This is a genomic window from Pseudomonas sp. NPDC090201 (assembly GCF_044746825.1).
Classification (GTDB): domain Bacteria; phylum Pseudomonadota; class Gammaproteobacteria; order Pseudomonadales; family Pseudomonadaceae; genus Aquipseudomonas; species Aquipseudomonas putida_AD.
In genome coordinates, this window is sequence record NZ_JBIVCX010000001.1 from 40,024 (window position 1) to 65,655 (window position 25,632).

Annotated in this window: 23 protein-coding genes; 14 read left to right on the top strand and 9 right to left on the bottom strand. The window is 63.0% G+C overall.

Annotated elements, in window-relative coordinates; all coding sequences use genetic code 11:
- The first annotated feature begins 254 nt into the window (after positions 1–254).
- Positions 255–995: a response regulator gene (locus tag ACIPOO_RS00155; protein ID WP_400603534.1), complete on the top strand. Its 741-nt coding sequence runs from the start codon at positions 255–257 to the stop codon at positions 993–995.
- Entirely contained in the window at positions 992–2,305 is a 1,314-nt protein-coding gene (locus ACIPOO_RS00160; RefSeq protein WP_400603536.1) for an ATP-binding protein, read from the top strand. The genes ACIPOO_RS00155 and ACIPOO_RS00160 overlap by 4 nt, the downstream gene beginning before the upstream one ends.
- A gap of 192 nt (positions 2,306–2,497) precedes the next feature.
- On the opposite strand, the gene ACIPOO_RS00165 is transcribed toward ACIPOO_RS00160, so the two are convergent.
- Positions 2,498–4,624, bottom strand: coding sequence for a TonB-dependent siderophore receptor (locus ACIPOO_RS00165; RefSeq protein ID WP_400605133.1), 2,127 nt, complete (start codon positions 4,622–4,624; stop codon positions 2,498–2,500).
- A gap of 362 nt (positions 4,625–4,986) precedes the next feature.
- Between ACIPOO_RS00165 and ACIPOO_RS00170 the strand changes: the two genes are divergently transcribed.
- Together ACIPOO_RS00170 and ACIPOO_RS00175 are read left to right on the top strand one after the other, a co-directional pair.
- Entirely contained in the window at positions 4,987–7,152 is a 2,166-nt protein-coding gene (locus ACIPOO_RS00170) for an outer membrane assembly lipoprotein YfiO (RefSeq protein WP_400603538.1), read from the top strand.
- Complete coding sequence (locus ACIPOO_RS00175) at positions 7,152–7,874, top strand: DUF3142 domain-containing protein (protein ID WP_400603540.1); 723 nt, start codon at positions 7,152–7,154, stop codon at positions 7,872–7,874. The genes ACIPOO_RS00170 and ACIPOO_RS00175 overlap by 1 nt, the downstream gene beginning before the upstream one ends.
- 212 nt (positions 7,875–8,086) lie before the next feature.
- Here the strand turns inward: ACIPOO_RS00175 and ACIPOO_RS00180 are convergent, their stop codons facing one another.
- Genes ACIPOO_RS00180 through ACIPOO_RS00190 form a run of 3 tightly spaced genes read right to left on the bottom strand, consistent with a single transcriptional unit; the run spans position 8,087 to position 11,058 of the window.
- Positions 8,087–8,410 (bottom strand): hypothetical protein, encoded by a 324-nt coding sequence (locus tag ACIPOO_RS00180; RefSeq protein WP_400603542.1) that lies wholly within the window; start codon positions 8,408–8,410, stop codon positions 8,087–8,089.
- On the bottom strand, positions 8,407–9,765 hold the full coding sequence (locus ACIPOO_RS00185; RefSeq protein WP_400603545.1) for an acyclic terpene utilization AtuA family protein: 1,359 nt from the start codon (positions 9,763–9,765) through the stop codon (positions 8,407–8,409). Before ACIPOO_RS00185 ends, ACIPOO_RS00180 begins: the two co-directional genes overlap by 4 nt.
- A complete protein-coding gene (locus tag ACIPOO_RS00190; protein ID WP_400603547.1) occupies positions 9,766–11,058 on the bottom strand; it encodes a CitMHS family transporter in 1,293 nt (430 codons plus the stop codon).
- A gap of 255 nt (positions 11,059–11,313) precedes the next feature.
- Between ACIPOO_RS00190 and ACIPOO_RS00195 the strand changes: the two genes are divergently transcribed.
- The 5 genes from ACIPOO_RS00195 to efeO (ACIPOO_RS00215) all read left to right on the top strand — a co-directional run bounded on the left by ACIPOO_RS00195 (position 11,314) and on the right by efeO (ACIPOO_RS00215) (position 16,900).
- Positions 11,314–12,207 carry a LysR family transcriptional regulator gene (locus ACIPOO_RS00195; RefSeq protein WP_400603549.1) on the top strand — a complete coding sequence of 298 codons (894 nt, stop codon included), beginning with the start codon at positions 11,314–11,316 and terminating at the stop codon, positions 12,205–12,207.
- A 353-nt stretch (positions 12,208–12,560) separates the two neighbouring features.
- Positions 12,561–13,430 carry an iron uptake transporter permease EfeU gene (gene efeU / locus ACIPOO_RS00200; RefSeq protein ID WP_274131988.1) on the top strand — a complete coding sequence of 290 codons (870 nt, stop codon included), beginning with the start codon at positions 12,561–12,563 and terminating at the stop codon, positions 13,428–13,430.
- Positions 13,431–13,438: 8 nt separating this feature from the next.
- Complete coding sequence (gene efeO / locus ACIPOO_RS00205; protein ID WP_400603552.1) at positions 13,439–14,650, top strand: iron uptake system protein EfeO; 1,212 nt, start codon at positions 13,439–13,441, stop codon at positions 14,648–14,650.
- Between the two features lie 66 nt (positions 14,651–14,716).
- On the top strand, positions 14,717–16,051 hold the full coding sequence (efeB, locus tag ACIPOO_RS00210; protein WP_400603554.1) for an iron uptake transporter deferrochelatase/peroxidase subunit: 1,335 nt from the start codon (positions 14,717–14,719) through the stop codon (positions 16,049–16,051).
- 27 nt (positions 16,052–16,078) lie between these two features.
- The gene (gene efeO, locus ACIPOO_RS00215; RefSeq protein ID WP_400603556.1) at positions 16,079–16,900 is read left to right on the top strand and encodes an iron uptake system protein EfeO; all 822 of its coding nucleotides are present in this window, start codon (positions 16,079–16,081) and stop codon (positions 16,898–16,900) included.
- 154 nt (positions 16,901–17,054) lie between these two features.
- Here the strand turns inward: efeO (ACIPOO_RS00215) and ACIPOO_RS00220 are convergent, their stop codons facing one another.
- From ACIPOO_RS00220 to ACIPOO_RS00230, 3 genes are all read right to left on the bottom strand, one after another.
- Positions 17,055–17,825 carry a molybdopterin-dependent oxidoreductase gene (locus tag ACIPOO_RS00220; protein ID WP_274131983.1) on the bottom strand — a complete coding sequence of 257 codons (771 nt, stop codon included), beginning with the start codon at positions 17,823–17,825 and terminating at the stop codon, positions 17,055–17,057.
- Positions 17,818–18,441: a cytochrome b/b6 domain-containing protein gene (locus ACIPOO_RS00225; RefSeq protein WP_274131981.1), complete on the bottom strand. Its 624-nt coding sequence runs from the start codon at positions 18,439–18,441 to the stop codon at positions 17,818–17,820. Before ACIPOO_RS00225 ends, ACIPOO_RS00220 begins: the two co-directional genes overlap by 8 nt.
- A 172-nt stretch (positions 18,442–18,613) precedes the next feature.
- On the bottom strand, positions 18,614–19,219 hold the full coding sequence (locus tag ACIPOO_RS00230; RefSeq protein WP_400605135.1) for a hypothetical protein: 606 nt from the start codon (positions 19,217–19,219) through the stop codon (positions 18,614–18,616).
- A 252-nt stretch (positions 19,220–19,471) separates the two neighbouring features.
- On the opposite strand from ACIPOO_RS00230, the gene ACIPOO_RS00235 reads away from it, so the two are divergent.
- Together ACIPOO_RS00235 and ACIPOO_RS00240 are read left to right on the top strand one after the other, a co-directional pair.
- Positions 19,472–20,167, top strand: a complete 696-nt coding sequence (locus ACIPOO_RS00235; RefSeq protein WP_274131979.1) for a heavy metal response regulator transcription factor — start codon at positions 19,472–19,474, stop codon at positions 20,165–20,167.
- Positions 20,140–21,537 carry a heavy metal sensor histidine kinase gene (locus ACIPOO_RS00240; protein ID WP_400603560.1) on the top strand — a complete coding sequence of 466 codons (1,398 nt, stop codon included), beginning with the start codon at positions 20,140–20,142 and terminating at the stop codon, positions 21,535–21,537. Before ACIPOO_RS00235 ends, ACIPOO_RS00240 begins: the two co-directional genes overlap by 28 nt.
- Before the next feature lie 111 nt (positions 21,538–21,648).
- Here the strand turns inward: ACIPOO_RS00240 and ACIPOO_RS00245 are convergent, their stop codons facing one another.
- Positions 21,649–22,317: a polysaccharide lyase family 7 protein gene (locus tag ACIPOO_RS00245; protein ID WP_274131974.1), complete on the bottom strand. Its 669-nt coding sequence runs from the start codon at positions 22,315–22,317 to the stop codon at positions 21,649–21,651.
- Positions 22,318–22,482: 165 nt separating this feature from the next.
- The gene (locus ACIPOO_RS00250) at positions 22,483–22,749 is read right to left on the bottom strand and encodes a hypothetical protein (RefSeq protein WP_400603562.1); all 267 of its coding nucleotides are present in this window, start codon (positions 22,747–22,749) and stop codon (positions 22,483–22,485) included.
- Between the two features lie 127 nt (positions 22,750–22,876).
- Here ACIPOO_RS00250 and ACIPOO_RS00255 point away from each other — a divergent pair, with 127 nt between their 5' ends.
- Genes ACIPOO_RS00255 through ACIPOO_RS00265 form a run of 3 tightly spaced genes read left to right on the top strand, consistent with a single transcriptional unit; the run spans position 22,877 to position 25,631 of the window.
- Positions 22,877–23,329, top strand: coding sequence for a MarR family winged helix-turn-helix transcriptional regulator (locus tag ACIPOO_RS00255; protein ID WP_274131972.1), 453 nt, complete (start codon positions 22,877–22,879; stop codon positions 23,327–23,329).
- Positions 23,330–23,334: 5 nt separating this feature from the next.
- Positions 23,335–25,425, top strand: a complete 2,091-nt coding sequence (locus tag ACIPOO_RS00260) for an FUSC family protein (RefSeq protein WP_400605137.1) — start codon at positions 23,335–23,337, stop codon at positions 25,423–25,425.
- Positions 25,422–25,631, top strand: a complete 210-nt coding sequence (locus ACIPOO_RS00265) for a DUF1656 domain-containing protein (protein WP_274131970.1) — start codon at positions 25,422–25,424, stop codon at positions 25,629–25,631. Before ACIPOO_RS00260 ends, ACIPOO_RS00265 begins: the two co-directional genes overlap by 4 nt.
- Position 25,632 lies beyond the last annotated feature (1 nt).

Here is a 25,632-nt window from a genome sequence, read left to right on the forward strand (position 1 = left end):
GTGCGTTGTCTCGATGGGTCCCATTGAACGCCCGGCAGGTATCCCGGATGTGTCGCCAAACGCCGGAAAGTAATCACTAAGTGTCATAGCGCTGCCTGGATACACAGCGATACATTCCCGCTGAAAAATCCGCTTTTTGCATCCGGATGTATGCGGCCCGGTGCCAGATACAGTGCAATACAAAAGCTGGCACGCAAGCCGTGCGCGGCTGGGTAAGATGCGCCACACGTCAATGAATACGGGGAGTCGAGGCAATGGAGCACGTAGATCACATTCTGATCGTCGATGACGATCGCGAGATCCGCGAACTGGTGGGCAACTACCTGAAGAAGAACGGCCTGCGCACCACAGTGGTGGCCGACGGCAGGCAGATGCGCTCGTTCCTGGAGTCAACGCCCGTGGATCTGATCGTGCTGGACATCATGATGCCCGGCGACGACGGCCTGCAGTTGTGCCGCGAGCTGCGCACCGGCAAGCACAAGACCACCCCGGTGCTGATGCTCACCGCCCGCAGCGACGAAACCGACCGCATCATCGGCCTTGAAATGGGCGCCGACGATTACCTGGTCAAGCCTTTCGCCGCCCGCGAACTGCTGGCGCGCATCAACTCGGTGCTGCGCCGCACACGCATGCTGCCGCCCAACCTGATCGTCACCGAAGCCGGGCGCCTGCTGGCCTTCGGCAAATGGAAGCTGGACACCACTGCCCGCCATCTGCTGGATGCCGAAGGCACGGTGGTCACCTTGAGCGGCGCGGAATACCGCCTGTTGCGCACCTTCCTCGATCATCCGCAGCGCGTGCTCAGCCGCGACCAGTTGCTGAACCTGACCCAAGGCCGCGACGCCGACCTGTTCGACCGCTCCATCGACCTGTTGGTCAGTCGCCTGCGCCAGCGCCTGCAGGACGACGCCCGGGACCCTGCCTACATCAAGACGGTGCGCAGCGAAGGTTACGTCTTCACCTACGCCGTGGAAATTCTCGGGGACGCCGTATGAAGTTGCGCTTCGGCTGGCCACGCACCCTCGCGTCGCGGCTTTCGCTGATCTTCCTGATAAGCCTTGCGCTGGCCCACGGCATGTCCTTCGGCCTGCAGTTCTACGAGCGCTATCAAAGCGCAATGAACCTGATGCTCGGCAACCTCGAACAGGACCTGACCACCACCGTCGCGGTGCTCGAACGCCTGCCCGCCGACGAGCGCCAGGACTGGCTGCCGCGCTTCGCCCACCCGACCTACAGCTACATGCTGGGCAAGGGCCAGACGGGCACCACGATGAACATGGCCGAGGCCTCGAAATCGGTGTCCTCGATGCAGGCCACCCTGGGCCGCGAATACACCCTGACCTTCAACGACATTCCCGATGTGCGCCCGCACTATCAGGCACACCTGACCCTCAAGGACGGCACGCCGCTGACCATCGACGTGCGCCCGGAAATCAGCCCGCTGTCGCCGTGGCTGCCCTTGCTGTTGATCGCGCAACTGGTGGTGCTGGGCATCTGCACCTGGCTTGCGGTGCGCACGGCGATTCGCCCGCTGACAAGGCTTTCACAGGCCGTGGACAACCTGGACCCCAACGGCGAGGGCATCCGCCTGGACGAAAGCGGCCCCACCGAAGTGGCCTATGCCGCCGTGGCGTTCAACACCATGCAGCAGCGCATCGCCACTTACGTGAAGGAGCGCATGCAGTTGCTCGCGGCGATTTCCCACGACCTGCAAACGCCGATCACCCGCATGAAACTGCGCGCCGAGTTCATGGATGAAGGCGTCGAGAAAGAGAAGCTGTGGAGCGACCTCAGCGAGATGCAGCACCTGGTGCAGGAAGGCGTGGCCTATGCCCGCAGCATGGATACCTCCACCGAGGCCAGCCGCCGGGTGGACCTGGACTCGTTCCTCGACAGCCTGATGTTCGACTACCAGGACATGAACAAGCAGGTAGACCTGTGTGGCAAGACCGGCGCGGTGATCCAGACTCGGCCCCACGCCCTGCGCAGGGTGCTGGTGAATCTGACCGATAATGCCTTGAAGTTCGCCGGTGCGGCCGAGATCAAGGTGCAGGTCAATGCCGATCAGGGCATCGCCGTGCAGGTACTCGATCGCGGCCCGGGGATTGCCGAAGCGGAGCTGCCGGAAGTGCTCAAGCCCTTCTACCGCGTGGAAAGCTCGCGCAACCGCGAAACCGGCGGCACGGGCCTGGGCCTGGCGATTTCCCAGCAACTGGCCCATGCCCTGGGCGGCTCGCTGAGCCTGTCCAACCGCGAAGGCGGCGGACTGTGTGCGCAGCTGGATTTGCCGGTGAGTGTGAAGTAGCAATGATGGCGAGCCGTCCGATACCTGTGGGAGCGGGCTTGCCCGCGAAAGCGCAGGTAAGGACGCAGATATCCAGCGTCTGAACCGACCTCTTCGTGGGCAAGCCCACTCCCACAGTGTTAGCGCCGGGCCATGGTCATGAGATAACCCCTAACTCTGTGGGAGCGGGCTTGCCCGCGAACGCGTTTTGCGTCAGAACTCAAGCTTCGCCCGCGCCACCAACTGGCGCGGTTCGCCGATGGAGATGGCAGGCGACCCCAAGCCGCTGGCCGAGGTGTAGTACTTCTCGTCGAACATGTTCTTGAGGTTCAACTGCAGGGTCAAATCGCGTTCATCGAGCTTCATCTTGTAGGAAACAAAGGCATCGGCCACTTTCGACGAAGGCAGGTAATACTCCTTCCCGGCGCCGTCGTTCACGCCCCAGCGACTGGCGAAACGCGCACCGGCACCGGCGCGCAGGTCACCAATGCCCACATGGCCAAAGTCGCGGGTCAGGTACAGGGCGCCGGTGTGTTTCGACACGCCGTCGAGCGGCTGGCCCTTGAGAATCGGGTCTTCCAGCACCTTGGTGTCGGTGTAGGCGTAGCTGCCGGTCAGGCTCCAGAACTCGTTGATCTGCCCGGTGATGTCCGCCTCAAGCCCCCTCGAACGCACCTCGCCCGACACCCGGGTGCAGGTCTCGGTGCCACAGGGCTCGCTGGTCTGCACGTTCTGCTTGTTGATGTTGAACAGCGCTACGGTGGCGGTGATTGCATCGTTCTGGAACTTGGTACCGATCTCATAGGCCTTGCCCTCCTCTGGCGGCAAATCACCGATGGGCGAGGCAATCGAGGTGTTGGGGCGGAACGACTCGGTGTAGCTGCCGTACACCGACCAGTCCGGCTGAATCAGGTACACCAGCCCGACACGGGGCACGACCTTGCTGTCCTTCACATCGGCACCGACCACGAACGGTCGGCCCTTGCCAGTCATCTCGTCGAAGGCGTCGTAGCGCAGGCCCGCCTGGAAGATCCACTGATCGTTGAGGTGAATGGCGTCCTGGACGAAGAACGCGTGGGTGCGCAGGTGATCGGTCTGGTCGCTGTTCGGCGCGCTGACCGTGCTCGGCTGCTGGGTCACGCCATAGACCGGCGCGTTGTAGTTGAAATCGGTGCGGTTGGCGCTGCGGTACAGGTCGCCCAGCTCGCGGTCGTTCTTCATGTAGTCGGCACCGAACAGCACCTCGTGGCGAATATCGCCCCAGTACAGGTTGCCGAGCATGTTGACGGTGGCGGTGTGGGCGAACTGCACGGCATCACGGGTGGCATCGCCACGGCGGGTCACGGCCCCGGTAGTGTAGTTGGCCGAGATGAAGCGCGATTGGTAGTCGTTGTAGTAGTTGCGGCTGTAGGCGTAGCCGGTGCGCAGGGTCCAGGTGTCGTTGAGGCGGTGGTCCATGCGCAGGTCTAGGGAGTCAGAGCGCCCGGTGGTGACGTTGAACGGCTCGTCCAGACGGCGATTGCGCGGGATGTCCAGCACCTTGCCGGTCCTGGTATTGATCTGCGTGCCACGGTCGAAGGGCACCGAATATTCCATGTGCTCATAGGCCACCGAGACCGTGGTGTCGTCGCCGTACCAGGCCAGGGACGGTGCGATCACCGACTGGTCGATGCTGCCGAAATTGCGCCAGTAGTCGTAGTTCTGCTTGTCGGCGATGACGCGATAGGCCAGGCCATTGGTGCCGACGGGGCCCGTGAGGTCGATCTGCTCGCCGCCGCCACCGAAGCTGGTGCCGAACGCGGAGATGGAATGGGCGGCCTCCAGTTGCGGCTTCTTGGTCACCACATTGATGACCCCACCCGGGTCCTGCACGCCGTAGAGCATCGACGCCGGCCCCTTGAGCACTTCGATGCGCTCGGTGGTCGGGGTGAAGTTGCGCGCCTGCACCGACTGCATGCCATCGCGCATGATCGAGTTGTCGCGGTTGGTGCCGAAGCCGCGTTTCTGAATCGCATCCTGGGTGCCGCCCAGGGTGTTACCCTGCTTGACCCCGCTGACCGCGTTGATCGCCTCGTCCAGACTGTTGGGCTGGCGGTCCTCGATGACCCGGTTGGTGACCACGTTCACCGTCTGCGGCACTTCGACCAGCGGCGTTTCGGTGCGGGTGGCAACCGACGCCTTGCGCGCCTGATAACTGGTGCGGCTGTGCTCGGTCTCGCTGATTTCACGCTGGGAACTGGCGTCGATGTTGACGGCGTCCAGCTGCATTTCCGCAGCCTGCGCAACGGAACTCATGCCCAGCGAGCACAGCAGCGCCGTGGCCGAACAGACTCCCAACAGGGAGGCGGGACGAAAAGCGGGAGAAACGGATGAGGCTGTCATGAACGGAAAACCCTGGGTGTCGAGTAGTGATGGCGTTCGCTGGAAACGAATCTGATTCTCACTACACGGATGCCAGGCGGATTTACCTCACCTGTTTTGTGAAAAAAAATCCCAGCACACTTTGACACCTGTAGGAGCGCGCTTGCCCGCGACGGCGGTATGCCTGTCACCGCCGATGAGCCTGACACACCGTCGTCGCGGGCAAGCGCGCTCCTACAGCTTGGCCACCATCAAAGTGCCATCAATCCCGCTTTCGAAAACAAGCTGTATCATTCGCCCCGCTCCACCCTCCTCCTGCGTAGCGAAATCAAGGATTGTTCATGCGTACCCGCTCCCTGACTCCTCTTGCATTGCTCATCGGTGCGACCCTCTGCGGCCAGGCTCAGGCCAGCGGTGACGACTCCTGCTACCCCAACTGGTCGCTGCTGCGCGACTCGCTGGATGTCTGCAACAACCTGGCATTCCTCACGCCCGGCAACGACAGCCGGGTCAACCTGCGACTACTGCTCGCCGACCGCAAGGCGCTGGAGATCAAGCCCAATGCCTTGGGCGAAGACGAGCTGGCCGAGGGTTTCGGCCCGGTGCCATTCGCCGTGGCGCGGCTGGACATCGCACAGATCGAGGGTGACGAAAGCGAAGAGTCAGGCAAAGCCGCGCTGGGCGAGCTGCTGGAGAAACTCGGCATCAAGCGCGACTCCACCGACAGCGCAGGCCAGGCCTTCCTGCAAGGCGAAGGCAGCCGCTGCCGCAGCAACCGCGATGACAGCGCCGCGCAGTTCATCGGCCAGTTGCAGGCCAGCGCCGCCCTGCCCGACGCCGAACGCCAGAGCCTGGCCCGCAGCCGGGTGCAACTGCTGGACGCCTGCACCTGGGAAGGCGAGAAACTGGCAGCACTGCTGCCCACCGGCATCCAGTCGGCCGAGGGCCTGGGGTTTCTCACCTACCTCAAAGCCGCCTCGGACTTCTACAGCGGTCATTTTGCCGACGCCGAAAACGGCTTCGCGAGCCTCGCCGACAGCGCCCAGCCGTGGCTCAAGGAAACCGCGCTGTACATGATCGCCCGCACCCGCCTGAACGATGCCCAGCAGGATGCGTTCGACGAGTACGGCACCCGCAAGGATGATATCGACCCGGCGCCTTACGCCAAGGTCGCACAAGCCTTCGAACAATATCTGACCGCGTACCCGAAAGGCACCTACGCGATTTCGGCCAAGGGCCTGCTGCGGCGTGTGCACTGGCTGGCCGGCGAGAGCGAAAAACTTGCCGGGGACTACGACTGGCAACTGACCAAGGCCGAAGACCAGCAGCGCAACGCTTCGATGGACGCGCTGATTCAGGAGGCGGACAACAAGCTGCTGATGTCCGCGCCCGACAAGCTCGACAGTCCGCTGCTGACCGCGACCCACGACCTGATGCTCATGCGTCCGGACGGCGCCTCGAAAATGACCCGCGAACAATTGCAGGCGCACAGGGCTGTGTTTGCCGAGCAACCAGCGATGTTCGATTACTTGCAGGCGGTGTTCGCGTTCTATATCGAGAAGAACCCGGCCGAAGCGCTGAAACTGTTGCCCAAGGACATTCCCGACAACCTCGATTACTTCGCCTTCAGCCAGCAGACCCTGCGCGGCCTGGCGCTGGAAGCGAGCAACGAACTGCCGGCGGCCCAGGCCCTGTGGCTGAAGTTGTTGCCGCAGGCCAAACAGCCATTGCAACGTGACCAACTGGAACTGGCCCTGGCGATGAACTACGAACGTAGCGGCCAACTGGACAAAGTTTTCGCCGCCGACTCGCCGATCCAGTCGGCGCAAATGCGTCTGATCCTGCTGGGCAAGGTTGCCGGCAACGAGCTGCTGCACCGGCAGATTACCCAAGGCATCAGCCCCACCGAGAAAGCCACCGCGCAGTTCGTGCTGCTGTACAAGAATCTGCTGTACGGCCAGTACGCAGCTTTCGCCGAAGCACTCAAGGCGTTGCCGGCCAAGGCTTCCGAAGAAAAGCTCGGCACCAGCCTGGGCTACGTCTACGGCGACGGGCAGAGCCTGCAATTGTTCCGCTGGAACGGCGACAAGTCCGAGTCCAGCTACGCCTGCCCGAGCATCGGCGAAACCGCTGCCGCCTTGCAGGCCAACGGCAAGGACCCCAAGGGCCTGAACTGCCTGGGCGAATTCATCCTGCGCAACGGCCTGGACAGCATGCCGCTGGACCAACGCCCTGCCGCGCCGCAACTGGCCAGCAGCGAGCCGGGGTTCAAGGGACCGGTGTTCTCGCGTCTGGACGGCTATCAGGCGGTGATCGCCAACAGCGCCGCGGCCCGCGACGACAAGGCCTACGCGCTGTACCGCGCCATCAATTGCTACGCGCCTTCGGGCTATAACAGCTGCGGCGGCAAGGACGTGGCGCAGTCGGTGCGCAAAGGCTGGTTCAAGCAGTTGAAGAGCACCTACGCCGCCACGTCGTGGAGCAAGTCGCTGCAGTACTACTGGTAATGAAGAGGCGGCTGATCGCACTGCTGCTGGCAACGCTCGCCAGCAGCCCGGCCTGGGCGGCAGTGGATGCGCGGGACCACGATGCGTTCTGGCTGTGGAGCGGCGTCGCCTCGCAGCCGGTGCTGGATCAGGCGCGCACGCTGTATGTGTTGCAGGGCCAGATCTTCGCGCCCCGTCGTGACCGCCAGCGGGTCGAATTCATCGCCCAGGGCATGGGCGTGCGCCGCCTGCCGCAACAAGACCTGTGGATCGTCTACCGCGCTCACACCCTGCGCTGGCCGGAGGCGGTCTACAGCCAGTTGCTGGGGCAGGTATCGCGTTGGCAGCAGGCAGGCAACGCGGTGACCGGCGTGCAGATCGATTTCGACGCCCGCACTCGCTACCTGCAAGAGTACGTGACCTTCCTCAAGGACCTGCGCCAGCGCCTGCCCGCCCGCTACAAGCTGAGCATCACCGGGCTGATGGACTGGAGCAGCAACGCCGACCCGCAGGCCATCGGCCAGTTGCAGGGCGTGGTGGACGAGGTGGTGGTGCAGACGTATCAGGGCCGCCATAGCATCCCCGACTACGCCGCCTACTTGCCCCGCATGAGCCGCCTGGGGCTGCCGTTCAAGGTCGGGTTGATCCAGGGCGGGGAATGGCAGGCGCCGGAGTATTTGCAGAGCAGCCCGTGGTTTCGGGGGTATGTGGTGTTTTTGCAGAATCGCCAATCCCGAGACTGACACTGAACCCTGCGGGGGCGCTCGCCCGCGACGGCGGTCCATCGGCTCCACCTTCATCAACTGACGCATCACCACTGTAGGAGCGCGCTTGCCCGCGACAGGGGCGTGCCTGGGCCGGTGATATATCTGACACGCCGCCGTCGCGGGCAAGCGCGCTCCTACAGTGGATCTGTGTCATCACGATGGATCTGCGTCATGCCGATTGATCTCGGTCAGACTTCGATCTCGATATCCAGCAACGCAGCCCCCAGCGCCTTGCCATGGGCATCCAGCGCCAGGGATCTTGTCACCCCGCCCTTGAGAATCCCCGGCAGCACGAAATTCAGCGCTTGCACATTGGGCAGTTCATAACGACGCACCGTCCCGGCCTCTGGATTCAGCAACTGGGCAAAGTGTGCAGCCACACGCTCAGCGGTCAGTTGCTCGACCAGCCGTGGATAATCCTCGGCCCTGAACGCAACCACCGAAATATTCGAGGTATCGCCCTTGTCACCGGTACGGGAATGGGCCAGCTCGCGCAATTTGACTGAACTCACGATGCATCCTCCAGATGAACCTGCGGCGTGACCGCATCACGGGGCAGCAGCAGCGACGCCACCGCCACCACCTGCCGCACCCCTTTGGTCGCCCCGCCGCCGCCATAGGGGCCGTTGGTGTAGAGGGTTTCCACTTCGTTGCCAATCCGCACCGCCTGGGCCTTGTCGGCGCAGCGACCGGCCACCCGCAAGCGCACTTCCCACGGCTCGCCACCTGCGCGTGCACCCAACTCGGCGCCGTGCAGCGAATCGACGCCCATCAGGTCGGCGCGCACTTCATCACACACCACACCGGTGAGCTTCAAACGTTCCAGCACCACCTCACGGGCGAGCTGCGCGCGGGCCAAGGCGCCGGGGCCGCCATAGGAGATCTGCCCCTCGCCAATCCAGCCATCCAGGTAACCCACCGACACCTTCAGCGTCTGCGGGCGGGCCCGACCATCGGCGCCGTCCGCCCTCACCTGATTGGCGGCGATGACGCTGAACGCCACACCGGAGAAATCAGCCGTCACATCAGGCGTCAGGTACGCCTCGGGATCATGCACCTCATAGATCATCTGCTCGGTGCAGGTCGCCGTATCGATGCGCCCGCCAGAGCCTGCGACCTTGCTGATGACCGCCCTGCCCTCGGCGTCCACTTCCGCCAGCGGGAAGCCCAGCCGCGCCAGATCGGGCACGTCCTTCACCCCCGGATCGGCAAAATAGCCGCCGGTGATCTGCCCCGCGCATTCGAGCAGATGTCCGATCAGGGTGCCGCGCCCCAGCCGCGTCCAGTCGTCATGAGCCCAGCCGAATTCGAACAGCTGTGGCGCGAGAAACAATGAAGGGTCCGCCACGCGCCCTGTGATCACCACATCGGCGTCGGCCTTGAGCGCTTCGACGATGCCCTCGGCGCCCAGATAAGCGTTGGCGGAAATCAGCCGCTCGCCCAGTGAACCGACCGTGGCGCCGTTGTCGAGCAACTGTTCGGGAGGCAGTTGCGCGAGCACGTCATCGCCGGTCAGCGCGGCCACGGTCAGGCCGTGCAGCCCCAACTCGGCTGCAATGCGCCGCACTTCACGCGCGGCCGACAGCGGGTTGGCCGCGCCCATGTTGCTGATGACCCGCAAGCGGCGCTGCCCCGCTTCACGCCCACGGGCCACGAACGGCAGTACCCTGCGCATGCGCTCGGACAACAGCGGATCGAAACCGGCCTCGGGGTCCGCCAGCCGCGCCTGTTGCGCCAGCGCGATGGTGCGTTCGGCCAGGCATTCGAACACCAGATAATCCAGCTCGCCCTTTTCGGCCAGCTCCACCGCAGGTTCGATGCGGTCACCCGAGTAGCCGGCGCCGGAGCCAATACGTAGGGTCTTCATTCAAAACACTCCCAGCAGCAGTGCGGTCAGGGTCATCAGCACCGAGGCGCCAAACAGGAACGGGATGGTGAAACGCTGATGGTCCGCCAGTTCGATCTTGCACAGGCCCACCAGCAGGAAGGTCGCAGGCGTCAGGGGGCTGACCGGGAAGCCCGTGGTGTGCACGCCCAGCAGCGACGCCTGGGCCACTTGCAGCGGGTCGATGCCCAGGGTGCGGCCCACCTCGGCAATCACTGGCATCACGCCGAAATAGAACGAATCGGGATCGAACAACAGGCTCAGCGGCATGGAGAGGAAGCCCACCACCATCGGAATCAACTTGCCGTGCCCGGCCGGAATCTGCGCCACCGCCACCTCGGCCATGGCCTTGAGCATCCCGGTGCCCTGCATGATGCCGGTGAACACCCCCGCCGCCAGAAGAATGCTGGCCATGGTCAGGGCGGTCTTGGCATGGGCATCGATACGCGCCCGCTGGGCGTCGACGTTGGGGTAGTTGATGCACAGCGCAAGCACGGTGCCGACCATGAACATCACCACCGGATCGACCCAGCCGGCAATCATCACTGCCATGACCACGATGGTCAGCAGCAGGTTGAGCCAGAACAGACGCGGACGGCGCAGCACTTCTTCCTGCTCGGTCAGCACGCGCTGGGGCACGACATCGACGTTCACGTCCTTGCCCAGGCCCAGGCGCTTTTCTTCACGGCGGCCCAGCAGCCAGGCACTGATAAATACGAAGGCAAGGCCGACAATCTGCACCGGAATCAGCGGCTGGAACAAGTCCGCCACCGGCACATGCAGGGCCGCCGAGGAACGCAGCACCGGGCCGGTCCAGGGCAGGAAGTTCACCCCTGCGGCCATCGCCGCGACACAGGCGAGAATCCTGCGGTCGATGCCCAGTCGGGTGTACAGCGGCAGCATGGCCGGGATCGTCACTAGAAAGGTCACGGCACCAGAGCCATCCAGGTGCACCAGCAACGCCAGCAGCGCGGTCCCCACCACAATGCGAGTAGGCCGGGTGCCGACTGTGCGCAGGATGCGGTCGATGATCGGGTCCAGCATCCCGGCGTCGGTCATCACCCCGAAGAACAGGATGGCGAACACGAACATGCCGACCACGGGCGCGACGTTCTTGATACCGGTGATGATGAAGGCGCTGGTTTGCAGGCCGAAACCGCCGATCAATGCGGCAATGATCGGCAAGGCGATCAGTGCAACCAGGGGCGAGAGGCGCTTGCTCATGACGGCGGCGAGCAAGCAAAGAATAGTAATGACACCGAGCGTGGCGGGCATGGACGGATCCTTGGTCATTCCTCTGCGCAGTGCATGGAATGAGCTGTTGTTGTTTTCATCGAGTATCAAAACGGGGGTAAGATTTGTAAATTGAAATGTTCGCAGGCGCACATTCGTAAATTCAGAACGATAAGACCAACCCGTAGCAGCACGGCTTGCCGGCGGGAGCGGTGTGTCAGCCAAGAATTTTTCAACTGACCCACCGCCCCCGCCGGCAAGCCGTGCAGCTACGAACTGCGGCGAGAGACTGAAACTATGAAGAATTCCATCCAACACATCCGCGCCTTCCTGGCCGTGGCCAACAGCGGCAGCTTTGCCAAGGCGGCGGTGGAGCTGAACCTCTCGCCCTCGGCGCTGACCGTGCAGATCCAGCAACTGGAAGACTGGCTCGGCGTCACCCTGCTCGAACGCAGCCCGCGCCATGTCAGCCTGACCGCTGCCGGGCAGAACAATCGCGGGCCGATGGAGAAGCTACTGCTTGATCTGGACAACATCGTCAGCGGCTCAAGGGATCTGGCCGCCCTGCGCCGGGGCGTGGTGACCATCGCCGCCCTGCCCTCGATGTGTTCAGGCGCTCTGCCGCCGATCCTCAAAACCTTCCGCGAGCAGTTTCCGGGCGTCGAAGTGCGACTGCGGGACGTGGTGGCCCAGCGCATCGACGCGCTGGTGCGTGAAGGCGAAGTGGATTTCGGCCTGGGGGTGCGGGCCCGGCTGAGCCACGGGCTGGAGTTCGAGGTGGTGATGATGGACCGGCTGAGCCTGTTCGTGCCGCTGGACCATCCGTTGGCCGAGCGCGGTTCGATTGCTCTGGCTGAACTGGCCGGGCAACCGATCATCCTCACCGGCCGCGACAGCAGCGTGCGTGAACGGGTGGAACAACTCTTTGCCGACGAGGGATTGATTCTGACGCCGGGGCTGGAAGCGAACTACATGTCCACGGTCATGGCCCTGGTGCGACAGGGGCTGGGTATGACGCTGCTCCCGGAATCCGCCGACGAAGGCCGGGGTGACCTGGTGCAGGTGCGCATCGAGCATGCGGGGGTGAACCGGGAGATTGGCTTGATAACCCGCACCGGCTTCAGCCTGAGTCCCGCAGCGACACGATTCGCCGACCTGCTGAAGAAATCCCTGCCAGCGGTAATTACGTAGCAGCCCGGCCGGGCGGCGCTCCGCTTGCCGGCGGGAGCGGTGTGTCAGCCAAGAATTGTTCAACTGTTCCACCGCTCCCGCCGGCAAGCCGTGCTGCTACGGGTGTTTACTCAAGAACATCGATCAGCCACAGGCGCGACCACACCGCAAATCCCTCTTGAAGCTTGCGGCTTTAAGCTTGCAGCTGCCCCCTGGCTGAACGCCACCTGAACACCTGCACAAATCCTGAAAAAAGCAAAAAAACAAGTATGCTCATTCAATAATGAGTATCATTATGTTACACATTGGCTGAATGCGAATGGCTCCAGTACGCGTTCACGCTGCACACCCTATCAGATTTACTTCGGTGATAAATGCTTGTTCCATTCTTGATCATGTTGCGCGAGGGGATTGAGGCCGCGCTTATCGTTGGCATCATCGCCAGCTACCTGAAACAGACCGGCCGTGGCGAGTGGATGCCGGCCGTGTGGATCGGGGTCTTCCTCGCGGCAGCGCTGGCGCTGTTCGTCGGCGGCGGCCTGGAAATGGTCAGCGCCGAATTCCCGCAGAAGCAACAGGAACTGTTCGAAGGTGTGGTCGGCCTGATTGCCGTGGTCATCCTCAGCTCCATGGTTGTATGGATGCGCAAGGTCGCGCGGTCGGTCAAGCATGACCTGCATCAGTCCCTGGACGCCGCCCTCGCCGGCTCCAGGAACCAGACCTACGCCCTGATCGCCATGGTGTTCTTCGCCGTGGCCCGCGAAAGCCTTGAAACCGTGTTCTTCCTGCTGGCCGTGTTCCAGCAGAGCGAAGGCGCATCCGGCCCGCTGGGCGCGTTGCTGGGCCTGATCATTGCCGTGGCCATCGGCATCGCCATCTACAAAGGCAGCATGCGCCTGAACCTGAGCATGTTCTTCCGCTACACCGGCCTGTTCATCCTCATCGTGGCGGCGGGCATCCTCGCCAACTCGGTGCGCTCGCTGCATGAAGCCGGGATCTGGAACTACTTCCAGGAAGTGGTCTTCGACATCAGCCCGATCCTGCCGATGGACGGCCCGACCGGCTCGGTACTGGCCGGCATGTTCGGTTATCAGGATGCGCCAAGCGTCAGCGTGCTGGTGGCCTACCTGGCCTATCTGGTCTTCGCACTGGTCCTGTTCTTCAAGCCGCAGGCCAAGGTGGTGAGTCTGCCCACCCGGCCTGCCCATGAACACGGCCACTCCACTTCAGTTTCGAACAAATAAGGGCAACCATGACCTCCAGTCCCAACGGCCTTCCGCCCAAGAAAGCCAAGCCACCTCGCGCCCTGCAGTTCGCCGTCGCAGGCTCGGTACTGCTGATGATCGCGGCAGGCGCCATGTTCTATTTCGCATCCCAGGCCGCGCACAAAAAGCGCGTGGCCAACAGCGGCAACGAAACCGTGGTCACCATCCACGCCAAGAACTGCGAGCCGAACGAAATCACCGTACCGGCAGGCAAGAATGCGTTCCGTATCGTCAACGCCTCCGAGCGTGCCGTGGAATGGGAAATCCTCGACGGCGTGCTGGTGGTCGAGGAGCGTGAGAACATCGTTCCGGGCCTGAGCCAGATCATCAACGCCAACCTGCAACCGGGTGACTACGCCATCACCTGCGGCCTGTTGAGCAACCCGCGCGGCACCCTGCACGTGACCCCGACCGCAGAATCCGAAGCGGCCGCCAAGGCCCGGCCTTCGATGGTGGCGTTCATCGGGCCGCTGTCCGAATACCGCGTCTACCTGAGCACCCGCAGCAGCGCGCTGATCCGCGCCGTGACCGACCTGCAGCAAGCCATCGAAAGCGGCGACCTGACCAAGGCCCAGCAGGCGTACGCCCCGGCCCGCGCTGCCTATCAGCGCATTGCCCCGGCTGCCCAGCGTCTGGCCGAACTGGACAACGCCATCAACGCCCGCGCCGACTACTTCGAAAAACGCGAGCAGGACCCAGGCTTCGGCGGCTTCCACCGCATCGAATTCGGCCTGTTCTCGCAGAAGTCGGTCGATGGCCTGGCGCCTGTCGTGCAGAAACTGCAAAGCGACATCGCGTCCCTGAAAGAACAACTGCTGGCCCAGAGCATCGCCCCCGAGCAACTGGCGAGCATGGTGGTGCGCAACATCAGAAGCCTGGCCGAGATCCGCAGCAACGGCGAGGAAGAGCGCTACAGCCACGTCGATGTCACAGGTTTCGCCGCCAACCTTGAAGGCACGCGCAAGGTCGTCGACCTGCTGCGCCCTCTGCTGAGCAAGACCTCGGGCGACGTACTCAAGAAGATCGACGACGCGACCACCGCCCTCGACGATCAACTGGTCATGCTCAAGACCGACGACGGCTACAAGCCGTACGACCAAGTCAGCAGCGAGCAGAAGAAACAGATTTCGGACAAGGCCAAGGCACTGGCCGATGCACTCGATGGAATCGATCCGGCCCTGGGCCTCACCGGCCTGTAAGCGCCCCCGGGCGGGTGTTCGACGCATCCGCCCGGCCCTGAAACCAGAGCGAAGTAAGCCTCCAACATGAAAGATTTTGATTCATCCAACGCGCCGATTTCCGCTGAACGCCGTCGTGTCCTGCTCGGTCTGGGCGCTGCTGGCGCTGCCATTGCCGGTGCCAGCCTGAGCGGCAACGCACTAGCCGGCAGTACCTCGGGACAGCCTGCCCCTGCGCAAGTGACTGAAGCGCCGAAAAGCGAGAAGACCCAGGACCATAACGATTTCCACGGGGTGCACCAGAGCGGCATCGTCACCCCGCGCCCGGTGGCCGGGATGATGGTCTCCTTCGACGTGCTGGCCCAGGATCGCGAAGACCTGGAGCGCATGTTCCGCACCCTCAACGACCGCATCGCCTTCCTGATGACCGGCGGCCCGGTGCCTCAGGTCGATCCGAAGCTGCCGCCGCTGGATTCCGGCATCCTCGGCCCAGTGGTGACGCCTGACAACCTGACCATCACCGTGTCGGTAGGCGACTCGCTGTTCGACGAGCGCTTCGGCCTGGAACAGGTCAAACCCAAGCGCCTGCAACGCATGGTCGGCTTCCCCAACGATGCACTGGAAGCCGCCTGCTGCCACGGCGACCTTAGCATCCAGTTCTGCTCCAACGCGCCGGACAGCAACATCCACGCCCTGCGCGACATCGTGAAGAACCTGCCGGACCTGCTCATGGTGCGCTGGAAACAGGAAGGCACCGTGCCGGCCCAGGCCCCGCTCAAGCCGGGTCAGCAGCCGGAAAGCGCGCGCAACTTCCTGGGTTTCCGTGATGGCTCGGCCAACCCGGACTCCAACAACCAGAAGACCATGAACGAACTGGTCTGGGTTCAGCCGGGCAGCGACGAGCCGGCCTGGGCGGTCAACGGCAGCTATCAGGCGGTGCGGATCATTCGCAACTTCGTCGAGCGCTGGGACCGTACGCCACTGCAGGAGCAGGAGTCGATCTTCGGCCGCACCAAGGCCGCCGGCGCGCCGATGGATGGCAAGAGCGAAACCGACGTCCCGGATTACAAGAAGGACCCGGAAGGCAAGATCACCCGTCTGGATTCGCACATCCGCCTGGCCAACCCGCGCACCGCGGACACCCAGAAGAACCTGATCCTGCGTCGTCCGTTCAACTATTCCAACGGCGTCAACAAGAACGGCCAGCTGGACATGGGGCTGTTGTTCATCTGCTACCAGCAGGACCTGGAAAAAGGCTTCATCACGGTCCAGACCCGGCTGAACGGCGAGCCGCTGGAGGAATACCTCAAGCCCACCGGCGGCGGTTATTTCTTCACCCTGCCGGGCGTCGTGGACAACAACGATTTCATTGGCCGGTCATTGCTGGCCGCTGCCGCCGCTGTAAAAACAAAAACTGCCTGACAACCCTTACCTCACAGGAAGAGCTCCATGAAAAAGTCGCCTCTCGCGCTGTTGGTTACCCTTGGCTTGTTGCAGACCCCATCGGTGTTCGCGGCTACCGCGCCACTGGATCTGGTAACGCCGGTTTCGGACTACAAGATCTACGTGTCGGAGCACGTCGACACACTGGTGGCAGAGACCCAGAAATTCACCGACGCCGTGAAGAACGGCGATCTGGCAACGGCCAAGAAGCTGTTCCCGACCACTCGCGTTTCCTACGAGTCCATCGAGCCGATCGCCGAGCTGTTCAGTGACCTGGACGCCTCGATCGACTCCCGCGAAGACGACCACGAAAACGGTGTGAAGGCTGACGACTTCACCGGTTTCCACCGTCTGGAGCACGCCCTGTTCTCGCAGAACACCACCAAGGATCAGGCTGTGTTCGCCGACAAGCTGCTGGCTGACGTCAAAGAGCTGCAATCGCGCATCGCCGACATGACCTTCCCGCCTGAGAAAGTGGTGGGCGGTGCTGCCGCGCTGATGGAAGAAGTCGCTGCCACCAAGCTGTCCGGTGAAGAAGACCGTTACAGCCACACTGACCTGTATGACTTCCAGGGCAACGTTGACGGCTCGAAGAAAATCGTCGACCTGTTCAAGCCACAACTGCAGAAGTCTGACGCTGCGTTCGTCGCCAAGGTCGACAAGAACTTCGCCACCGTGGACAAGATCCTGGCCAAGTACAAGACCAAGGACGGCGGCTACGAGACCTACGACAAGGTCAAGGAAGCCGACCGCAAGGCCTTGGCCGGCCCGGTCAACACCCTGGCTGAAGACCTGTCGCAGATGCGTGGCAAACTCGGTCTGAACTGAGTCCTGCCGCGTTTGTGATATTGATCGTGCCCACGCTCTGCGTGGGCATGTCTCCCATGACGCTCTGCGTCATCCCGGCAAGAGACGCAGAGCGTCCCGGGCGGCGTTACCACGCGGAGCGTGGGAACGATCATCAACATCTCCCTCCAGCGGCTTAAATCCCGCTAAACCAGTTATACCCTTGATCCTCCCAATACCCGCCCGGGTAATCATTGGTCACGAAGATCTCGACGATGTGCTTGGGGTTCTTGAAGCCCAGCTTGGTCGGCACGCGAATGCGCAGCGGATAGCCGTAGGACGGTGGCAGCGCCACTTCGCCGAAATCCAGTGCCAGCAGCGTCTGCGGGTGCAGCGCGGTGGGCATGTCCAGGCTTGAGTAGTAGCGATCGGCACATTTGAAGCCGACGAATTTCGCCGTGGTGTCCGCCCCGACATGCTCAAGGAAGGTGCGCAACGGCACCCCGCCCCACTGCCCTATCGCGCTCCAGCCTTCGACGCAGATCAGCCGCGTGATGTCGGTGCGCTGTGGCAGTTTGCGCAGGCCATCGAGGGTCCATGGCGCCTTGTCGCGCACCAGCCCTGACACGCCGAGCTTCCAGTCCGCCACGTCCAGGTCGGGGATGTCGTCCTCGGCGTAATAGGCGTTGAACGGGAACGGGTTGCGGATCTTGTCCTTGCTGAAGGTCGGCGCCAGTTTCTGCCCGCTGAACAGCCAGGCCTGGACCCGGTCGTTCCAGCGCGACATGGACCACAGCACCTTGTCCACCTGATCGCCGTCCTGCAGGTTGCAGCCGCTGAGCATGGCCATGGCGCCGACGGTCAGGCCGCCTTTGAGGAAATGCCGCCGTTGCAGATTTTCCAGTTGCGTCTGCTGCGCAGGCTCCAGGCGAATGCGCTGGATCGCGCGTTTCTTGGGCTCAATCATGTTCAGTCTTCCCGTTTTCCACTGGCCGCACCCCGCCGGTAATCATCGGCAACAGGGTCTTGGGCACCAGCAACACCAGCGCCAGATGCACCACGACGAACGCACCGATGGCCGCCATCGCACCGAAATGCACGAAGCGGGCGAAGTCATAGCCGCCGAACAGCGCTGTCAGTTCCTGCAATTGGATGGGCTTCCAGATCGCCAGGCCCGACACCACGATCAGCACGCCCGCCGCCAGCACCAGCCAATACATCAGCCGCTGCACGGCGTTGTACACGCCCTTCTCATGCTTGAGGCGAAAGCGCAGGGCATCGAGCAGGTCGCGTTTGACCGCTGTCGGCGAGACGGGCAACAAGTCGCGTTTGAAGTGGCGGCTGAACAGGCCATACAGCACGTAGGCCAGGCCGTTGAACACCAACAGCCACATCACCGCGAAATGCCAGGCCAGCGCCCCGCCAAGCCAGCCGCCCAGGGTGAAATCCCGGGGGAATGAGAAGGCAAACAGGGGTGAGGCGTTATAGATCGCCCAGCCGCTCATGAACATGCAGACCATGCCGAAGGCGTTGATCCAGTGCGTGAGGCGAACGGGCCAAGGATGAATTCTGGTTTTTTTCATTTTCAAGCCTCGTCACGGAGGGCTCAAGACAACCTGTGACCCTGAAGTGTAGTGCTGCCTGACAGTCAGTCTTCGTGAGCAAGCTCACTCCCACAGGTATTGCACATAACCTGTGGGAGTGAGCTTGCTCACGAATGGGGCAACGCGGTGCGACAGTCACACCGCGACACGCTTACATCGGTGGCTGGAACCCATCCTTGCCGACCGCTACACCACGGGCGGTCTTGCCGTCTTCGGCCGGGAACACCACGACCTTGGCGCCCTTGACCAACTCATCGACCTTGCCTGCCTGGACATAGGCAATCGGCACGTCTTCCGGCACCACCAGCTGCTTCTCGCCACCCTTGTAGCTTACGCTCAGGGTACGGCCGTTGGCGTTGGTCAGCTTGCCGACAGTGCCGTTGGTCATGGTGCCGGTGCTGCCATCGGCGTTCTGCCAGCCGTAGTGGCCTTCACCGCTACCTTTGAGGCTCGCTTCGAACACCGTCACTTCCAGCGCCTTGAGCGTGCCGTCAGCCTGCGGCGTGGCCGCCGAGCCGATGAAGCTGTCGGACTTGATCGAGGCGATGTCGGCCTTGGACACCAGACGCACGCCGGTCTTGTCGGTCAGCCCGATGCTTTGATGGGCGCCTGCGCGGGTGGTGAAGTTCAGGGTGTTGTTTTCGACGCTGTCGACCGTGCCGCGCAGTGGCTTGACCACCGGCATGTCGGCGGCGGAGGCCATGACCGCGGCGCTGAGCATCAGCATGCCAAAGGTGGTGGACAGTGCAGTCTTGATCTTCATCGGTGCATTCCTTGAGGCAGGTTTCAGAACGAATGGGAATGGGTTGTAGCTGCGTAACTGATAACCATAGTTGATCGCCAACCGGTACTGGACCATGACCGGCCAATGACATTTTTGTCATTCGCCCGACGCCTGCGCCCATGACAAAAATGTAACCGACCTCGCCCCGCCAGTTGGTTACACTCCGCATTCCACGGGGCATCCAGCCGTACGGCCCCGGCCAAATTCTGCGAGCGTCACCTCTACATGCACATCCTGCTGATCGAAGACGACACCAAGACCGGCGAGTACCTCAAGAAGGGCCTGAGCGAGTCCGGCTACAAGGTCGACTGGACCCAGCACGGCACCGACGGCCTGCACATGGCCCTGGAAAACCGCTACGACCTGCTGGTGCTGGACGTGATGCTGCCGGGCATCGACGGCTGGCAGATCATCGAGATTCTGCGCGGCAAGCAGGATGTGCCGGTGCTGTTTCTCACCGCCCGGGACCAGCTTCACGACCGAATTCGCGGCCTGGAACTGGGCGCCGACGATTACCTGGTCAAACCGTTTTCCTTCACCGAACTGCTGCTGCGCATCCGCACCATCCTGCGCCGGGGGGTGGTGCGCGAGGCCGATCACTTTCATCTGGCCGATCTGGAGCTTGACCTGCTGCGGCGCCGCGTCACGCGCCAGCAACAGGTCATCACCCTGACCAACAAGGAATTCGCCCTGCTGCACCTGTTGCTGCGCCGCGAAGGCGACGTGCTGTCCCGGGCGCAGATCGCCTCGGAGGTGTGGGACATGAACTTCGACAGCGACACCAACGTGGTCGACGTGGCGATCAAGCGCCTGCGCAGCAAGGTCGACCTGCCCTTCCCGGTCAAGTTGATCCACACCGTGCGCGGCATCGGTTATGTGTGCGAGGTGCGGCCATGCGAGCCCGACGCCAGCCATCCCTGACCCTGCGCTCCACCCTGGCGTTTGCGGTGGTGGCGATGCTCGCCGTGGCCAGTGCCGGGATGTACCTGTACGAAACCATGAAAGCCTCGGTCATGACCCGCAGCGATCACGCGGTGCTGGCGCGCCTGGATCACTTTCGCAAACTGTTGCAGTACGACCTGAGCCTGGAAACCCTGCGGAGCAGCCCGCAACTGTTCGAGAACATGCTCGACAGCGAGGACGACATCTTCATCATCGCCGAGCCCGGAAAGTCCCCGGTCATCATGGTCAATCCGCTCAAGGCTGCCCTGCCCGAGATGCCGGTGGTCGGCGTCGGTCAGCCTTTGAGCACCGACGACATGCGCGGCGCCGCCGTGGGGCCGGACGAGATTCCCATGCGTGCTGCCACCGCCCAGGCCCTATCCGACGGCAAGGTGGTGAACCTCACTGCAGCGCACCTGGCAGTCAAGGAAATGGCCACCCTGGCCAACTTTCGCAACCGCATCCTGTTCGCCGTCGCGCTGGCCTTCGTCGTGACCGCCCTGCTCGGCTACCTCCTGCTGCGCCGTGGCCTGCGCCCGTTGCGGCGGATGGCTGCCCACGCCACCGCCATCACCCCGGCCCGGCTGGACAGCCGCATGGAAAGCCGCGACACCCCGGTCGAGTTGCAACAGTTGAGCGACGCCTACAACGCCATGCTCGACCGCCTGGCCGACGGCTATCAGCGCCTGACCCAGTTCTCGGCGGACCTGGCCCATGAAATCCGCACCCCGGTGGGTTCGTTGATGGGGCATTGTCAGGTCGCGCTGCGCCAGCCGCGCAGTGCCGATGAGTATCAGGCGCTGCTGGCCTCCAACCTTGAAGAACTGGAACGCATCTCACGCATGGTCGAGAGCATCCTGTTCCTGGCTCGCGCCGACGACGCCCAGGCGGCGCTGAACCGTCAGCCGCTGGAGCTGGAGGATGAGTTGCAGCGCGTGACCGGGTATTTCGAGGGTCTTGCCGAAGAGCGGCAGATGACCCTGAACATCGCAGGCGACGGCCGACTGGATGCCGACCCCCTGCTGTTGCGCCGGGCGCTGAGCAACCTGGTGGCCAACGCCATTCGCTACGCCGACGAAGGCAGCCGGATTGACGTTCGGGTGGTCAATGCGGCTGATGGCTGCCATATCGAGGTGGAAAACCAGGGGCCGGTGCTGAGTGAGTCGGCGTTGAGCAAACTCTTCGACCGCTTCTACCGCGCCGACGCCTCGCGTCACCAGAGCTCCGACTCAAACGGCCTGGGCCTGGCCATCGTCGCGGCGATCATGCAGTTGCATGGCGGCGAGGTCACAGTGAACCAGCCCGCGTCAGGGCGGATCTGCTTTTCCCTGATCTTCCCCAAATCCTGAATCCCTACGCCCCGTAGCAGCACGGCTTGCCGGCGGGAGCGGTGTGTCAGGTAAAAATTTCTAGATGACACACCGCTCCCGCCGGCAAGCCGTGCTGCTACGGGATCAAGCTCACGCTTTTTTGTCGTGGGAAATTTGTAACTTGTAAAACGTTGCCGCGCCGCCTTCGGTCGCATACCCGGTGTTGTCCTGGGTGTAGACGCCTGCCTTGAAATACAGCTGCTTGCCATTCCAGGTCTGGTCCAGTCGGGTGCCCCATTGCATTTCGTGGGCGTTGACGGTCAGGTCGCCGCTGGGCGTCAGGTGGATGGTGTAGGTGAAGCGTTCCTTGAGCCGCACGCCGGTGGCGATCTGGATCACTTCGGGCTCCGAAGTCGGGGTCAGGCGAAACTTGGCGACGATGTTGCCGGTCGCGGTTTTTTCCTTGTACTGGTACTCAAGTTTGATCAGCGGCTCGGTGCTGCCATAGCAGTGGATCTGGCCGATGACGATCTTGCCCGACGACGGCACCTGGTCCACGGTCAGCGCCGCACGCAGGAAATTGTCGGCCTGCGTGTAGGTCCAGTTGTGGACCGCGCCGTTGGCATAGGTCTCGCGCAGTTCGGTACGCGGGTAGATGGCGTTGTCGGTTTTTGAGCCGGTCACCGGTGCCCAGAAAAACAGCGTGTCTCCGGAACGGAAATACCCATCCTGATAACCGCCGACCAGTTTGGCGGTGTCGACAGTGACGGCGGGTGTACCGACGGGTACCGAGAGATTCCAGGTGGCGAGATCGATCATGTTGCGCTCGTGGGTGCGCATTGCGCACCAGCAAAGGGATGTGTCTGGACCGGGGTTGTGCGCCGGTTTCCTGTCGCCTTTGCTATCGGCTGAAACGGTTGATCTTTAGCCTCGGCCTCAGTCAAGAAACCGCCGGAATACCCCTGATATTGGCCATGGCCATCATCAAGACATCACACTATTCAAACGGATATTTGTGCGTTTTTTGTTCAGACTGGCGAAAACCGGGCAGATGGTCGGTGTCAGTTTTTTGGAGGGTTGCCAGGAGGGATCAGCAAAAATACCCGACGCCTCCGACAGACGGTCAGGGTTTTCATCACCCCGTAGGAGCGCGCTTGCCCGCGACGGCGGCGCGCCAGTCGATACCTGCAGCTCAGACATACCGCCGTCGCGGGAAAGCGCGCTCCTACAGCGGCAGTCATCACCATTCATCCAATTATCATTTGACTGAACAACTTTGTTACTGGATATTAATAGTTAGCAAGCTAATAATACAGCGACTAATCATTCACAGCCTAACCAAAAGCTCTTCTCAATCGATCAACCAGTGGCACCTTCGATGACTCTAGACTCACTGCAAATGCACATCACCGGCGGCGTGGTCGCGGCTTCCCGTCAATGGCGCCGGGTGTGTCAGACCACGCTGATGAACAGCGGCGTGTCGGAGGCCTGCGCAGGCCCCCTGCTGATGATCGCGCGCCTGGGTGAAGGTGTGCGCCAGGTCACCGTGGCCCAGGCGTGCGGGCTGGAGAGCCCTTCGCTGGTGCGCCTGCTGGATCAACTGGGCAAGGCCAACCTGGTGCAGCGCACCGAAGACCCCACCGACCGCCGCGCCAAGGCCCTGAGCCTGACCGCCGAAGGTCGCGCCCTGGCCAACTCCATCGAGGCCGAGCTGATTCGCCTGCGCCGCGAAGTCTTCGCCGACATCGACCCTGCCGATCTTGAAGCCACCCAACGGGTGTTCAAGGCCATCGCCCGGGCCACGTCGATCACCCCGGAGTCGTCCTCTTGAGCGCGCTGTTCAAAGGCTTCTTCCAGGGCGTACCGCCATCCCGGGACTGGTTCTACGGGGTGCGCACCTTCGCCGCCTCCATGCTGGCCCTGTACCTGGCGCTGATCTTCGAACTGCCCCGCCCCTACTGGGCGATGGCCACGGTCTACATCGTCTCCAGCCCCTTCGTCGCGCCCACCAGTTCCAAAGCCCTGTACCGCGCCGCCGGCACGCTGCTGGGGGCTGCCGCGTCGGTGCTGGTGGTGCCGATGTTCGTGCAGACGCCCTTTCTGCTGGCGGTGGTGATTGCCCTGTGGACCGGCACCCTGCTCTTCCTGTCCCTGCACCTGCGCACCGCCAACAGCTACGCGCTGATGCTGGCTGGCTACACCATGCCGCTGATTTCCTTCCCGGTGGTGGACAACCCGCAAGCCGTGTTCGACATCGCCGTGTCGCGTACCGAAGAGATCTTCCTGGGCATCGTCTGCGCCGCCGTGGTCGGGGCGATGTTCTGGCCGCGCCGCCTGGCCCCGGTGCTGGTCGACTCGATGAGCAAATGGTTCAAGGACGCCTCGACCTACAGCGACCTGTTCCTGGCGCGCAACGCGACACCCGAGGCCATTGGTGGGCTGCGCACGTCCATGGTCGGCACCTTCAATACCCTGGAGCTGATGATCGGCCAGTTGCCTCACGAGGGCGCGCACCCGCAGACCATGCGCAACATCCGCGAACTGCGCGGGCGCATGATTCATCTGCTGCCGGTGATCGATGCGCTGGACGATGCCCTGTGGGCGCTCGAACGCCGCACTCCGGAACTGGTGGCCGATGTGGCGCCGCTGGTCATCGAGTGCCGCGACTGGCTGGAGAAAACCGCTTCCAGCGCCCCCGAGAAATACTGGCAGGCCCTGCACGACGAGCTCGACCGCTTGCAACCGACCGCCGCCCAGGTCGATGACCGCCGCCAGTTGCTGTTGTCCACCGTGCTCTATCGCCTGCGCGAGTTCATCGACCTGTGGCAGGACTGCCGCACCCTGCAATGCGCCATCGAAACCGACGACCATTCGCCATGGCGTCCCGTGTATCGCCACTGGCGGCTGGGCCGCCTGTCGCCATTCCTGGACAAGGGCATGATGCTGTATTCGGTGGCCACTTCGGTCAGCGCGATCATCGTCGCTTCCGTGCTGTGGATTCTCCTTGGCTGGCAGGACGGCGCCAGTGCCGTGGCTCTTGCGGCCGTGTCCTGCAGCTTCTTCGCGGCGATGGACGATCCGGCGCCGCAGATCTACCGGTTCTTCTTCTGGACCCTGATGTCGGTGATCTTCGCCAGTCTCTACCTGTTCGTGGTGCTGCCCAACCTGCACGATTTCCCGATGCTGGTGCTGGCCTTCGCCGTGCCGTTCATCGTGGTCGGCACCCTGACCGTGCAGCCGAAGTTCTACCTGGGCACGCTGCTGACCATCGTCAACACCTCGTCCTTCATCAGCATCCAGAGCGCCTACGACGCGGACTTCCTGAACTTCCTCAACTCGAACCTGGCAGGCCCTGCGGGTCTGGCGTTTGCGTTTGTCTGGACCCTCATCGTGCGGCCCTTCGGCACCGAAGTGGCCGCCAAGCGCCTGACCCGCTCGGCCTGGCGCGACATCGTCACCCTGTGCGAAGACGCAACCCTGGCCGAACACCGGCGCATGGGCGTGCGCATGCTTGACCGGCTGATGCAGCACCTGCCGCGCCTGACCATTACCGCCCAGGACACCAGCATCGCCGTGCGCGAGGTGCGCGTGGCGCTGAACATGCTCGACCTGCTGGCGTACCTGCCGCGGGTGCAAGCGGTGCCGCATCAACTGCTGCGCCAGGTCATCGATGAAGTGGGCAGCTACTTCCGCGCCTGCCTCAAGGCCCACGAGCGCCTGCCTGCGCCCAAGGGCCTGTTGATGACCATGGACCGCGCGCGCCGCTCGCTGACCTTCGACTGGATGGGCGACGACCAGTCGCGCCTGCACCTGCTGCACGCCCTGAGCGGCCTGCGCCTGGCGCTATTGCCGGGAGTGGAGATCGTCGACGTGCTCGCCGAGCAAGAAGAACAACCGCCGTATGGCATCGATGGAGCGCCACTGTGATTGGTGATCTGGATATCAGCGGGATTTTCCTGCCGACCTTTCTGGTGCTGATGGGCATCGCCTATGTGATTTTCCTGGTGGTCCACGCCGTGCTGTCGCGTGTCCACTTCTACCGCCTGGTCTGGCACCGGGCTTTGTTCAACGTCGGTCTGTACGCCCTGCTGCTCGGCGTTGTGGATACCCTCAGTCGCTACCTGATGAGCTGAA

Excerpts from the sequence above, each read along its gene's own strand:
- ACIPOO_RS00175 (WP_400603540.1), top strand. The coding sequence starts at position 7,152 with ATGAAGAGGCGGCTGATCGCACTGCTGCTGGCAACGCTCGCCAGCAGC.
- efeU (WP_274131988.1), top strand. The coding sequence starts at position 12,561 with ATGCTTGTTCCATTCTTGATCATGTTGCGCGAGGGGATTGAGGCCGCG.
- ACIPOO_RS00255 (WP_274131972.1), top strand. The coding sequence starts at position 22,877 with ATGACTCTAGACTCACTGCAAATGCACATCACCGGCGGCGTGGTCGCG.
- ACIPOO_RS00250 (WP_400603562.1), bottom strand. The coding sequence starts at position 22,749 with ATGAATGGTGATGACTGCCGCTGTAGGAGCGCGCTTTCCCGCGACGGC.
- efeB (WP_400603554.1), top strand. The coding sequence starts at position 14,717 with ATGAAAGATTTTGATTCATCCAACGCGCCGATTTCCGCTGAACGCCGT.
- efeO (WP_400603556.1), top strand. The coding sequence starts at position 16,079 with ATGAAAAAGTCGCCTCTCGCGCTGTTGGTTACCCTTGGCTTGTTGCAG.
- ACIPOO_RS00220 (WP_274131983.1), bottom strand. The coding sequence starts at position 17,825 with ATGATTGAGCCCAAGAAACGCGCGATCCAGCGCATTCGCCTGGAGCCT.
- ACIPOO_RS00235 (WP_274131979.1), top strand. The coding sequence starts at position 19,472 with ATGCACATCCTGCTGATCGAAGACGACACCAAGACCGGCGAGTACCTC.
- efeO (WP_400603552.1), top strand. The coding sequence starts at position 13,439 with ATGACCTCCAGTCCCAACGGCCTTCCGCCCAAGAAAGCCAAGCCACCT.
- ACIPOO_RS00240 (WP_400603560.1), top strand. The coding sequence starts at position 20,140 with ATGCGAGCCCGACGCCAGCCATCCCTGACCCTGCGCTCCACCCTGGCG.
- ACIPOO_RS00225 (WP_274131981.1), bottom strand. The coding sequence starts at position 18,441 with ATGAAAAAAACCAGAATTCATCCTTGGCCCGTTCGCCTCACGCACTGG.
- ACIPOO_RS00160 (WP_400603536.1), top strand. The coding sequence starts at position 992 with ATGAAGTTGCGCTTCGGCTGGCCACGCACCCTCGCGTCGCGGCTTTCG.
- ACIPOO_RS00195 (WP_400603549.1), top strand. The coding sequence starts at position 11,314 with ATGAAGAATTCCATCCAACACATCCGCGCCTTCCTGGCCGTGGCCAAC.
- ACIPOO_RS00185 (WP_400603545.1), bottom strand. The coding sequence starts at position 9,765 with ATGAAGACCCTACGTATTGGCTCCGGCGCCGGCTACTCGGGTGACCGC.
- ACIPOO_RS00245 (WP_274131974.1), bottom strand. The coding sequence starts at position 22,317 with ATGATCGATCTCGCCACCTGGAATCTCTCGGTACCCGTCGGTACACCC.
- ACIPOO_RS00170 (WP_400603538.1), top strand. The coding sequence starts at position 4,987 with ATGCGTACCCGCTCCCTGACTCCTCTTGCATTGCTCATCGGTGCGACC.
- ACIPOO_RS00190 (WP_400603547.1), bottom strand. The coding sequence starts at position 11,058 with ATGCCCGCCACGCTCGGTGTCATTACTATTCTTTGCTTGCTCGCCGCC.
- ACIPOO_RS00155 (WP_400603534.1), top strand. The coding sequence starts at position 255 with ATGGAGCACGTAGATCACATTCTGATCGTCGATGACGATCGCGAGATC.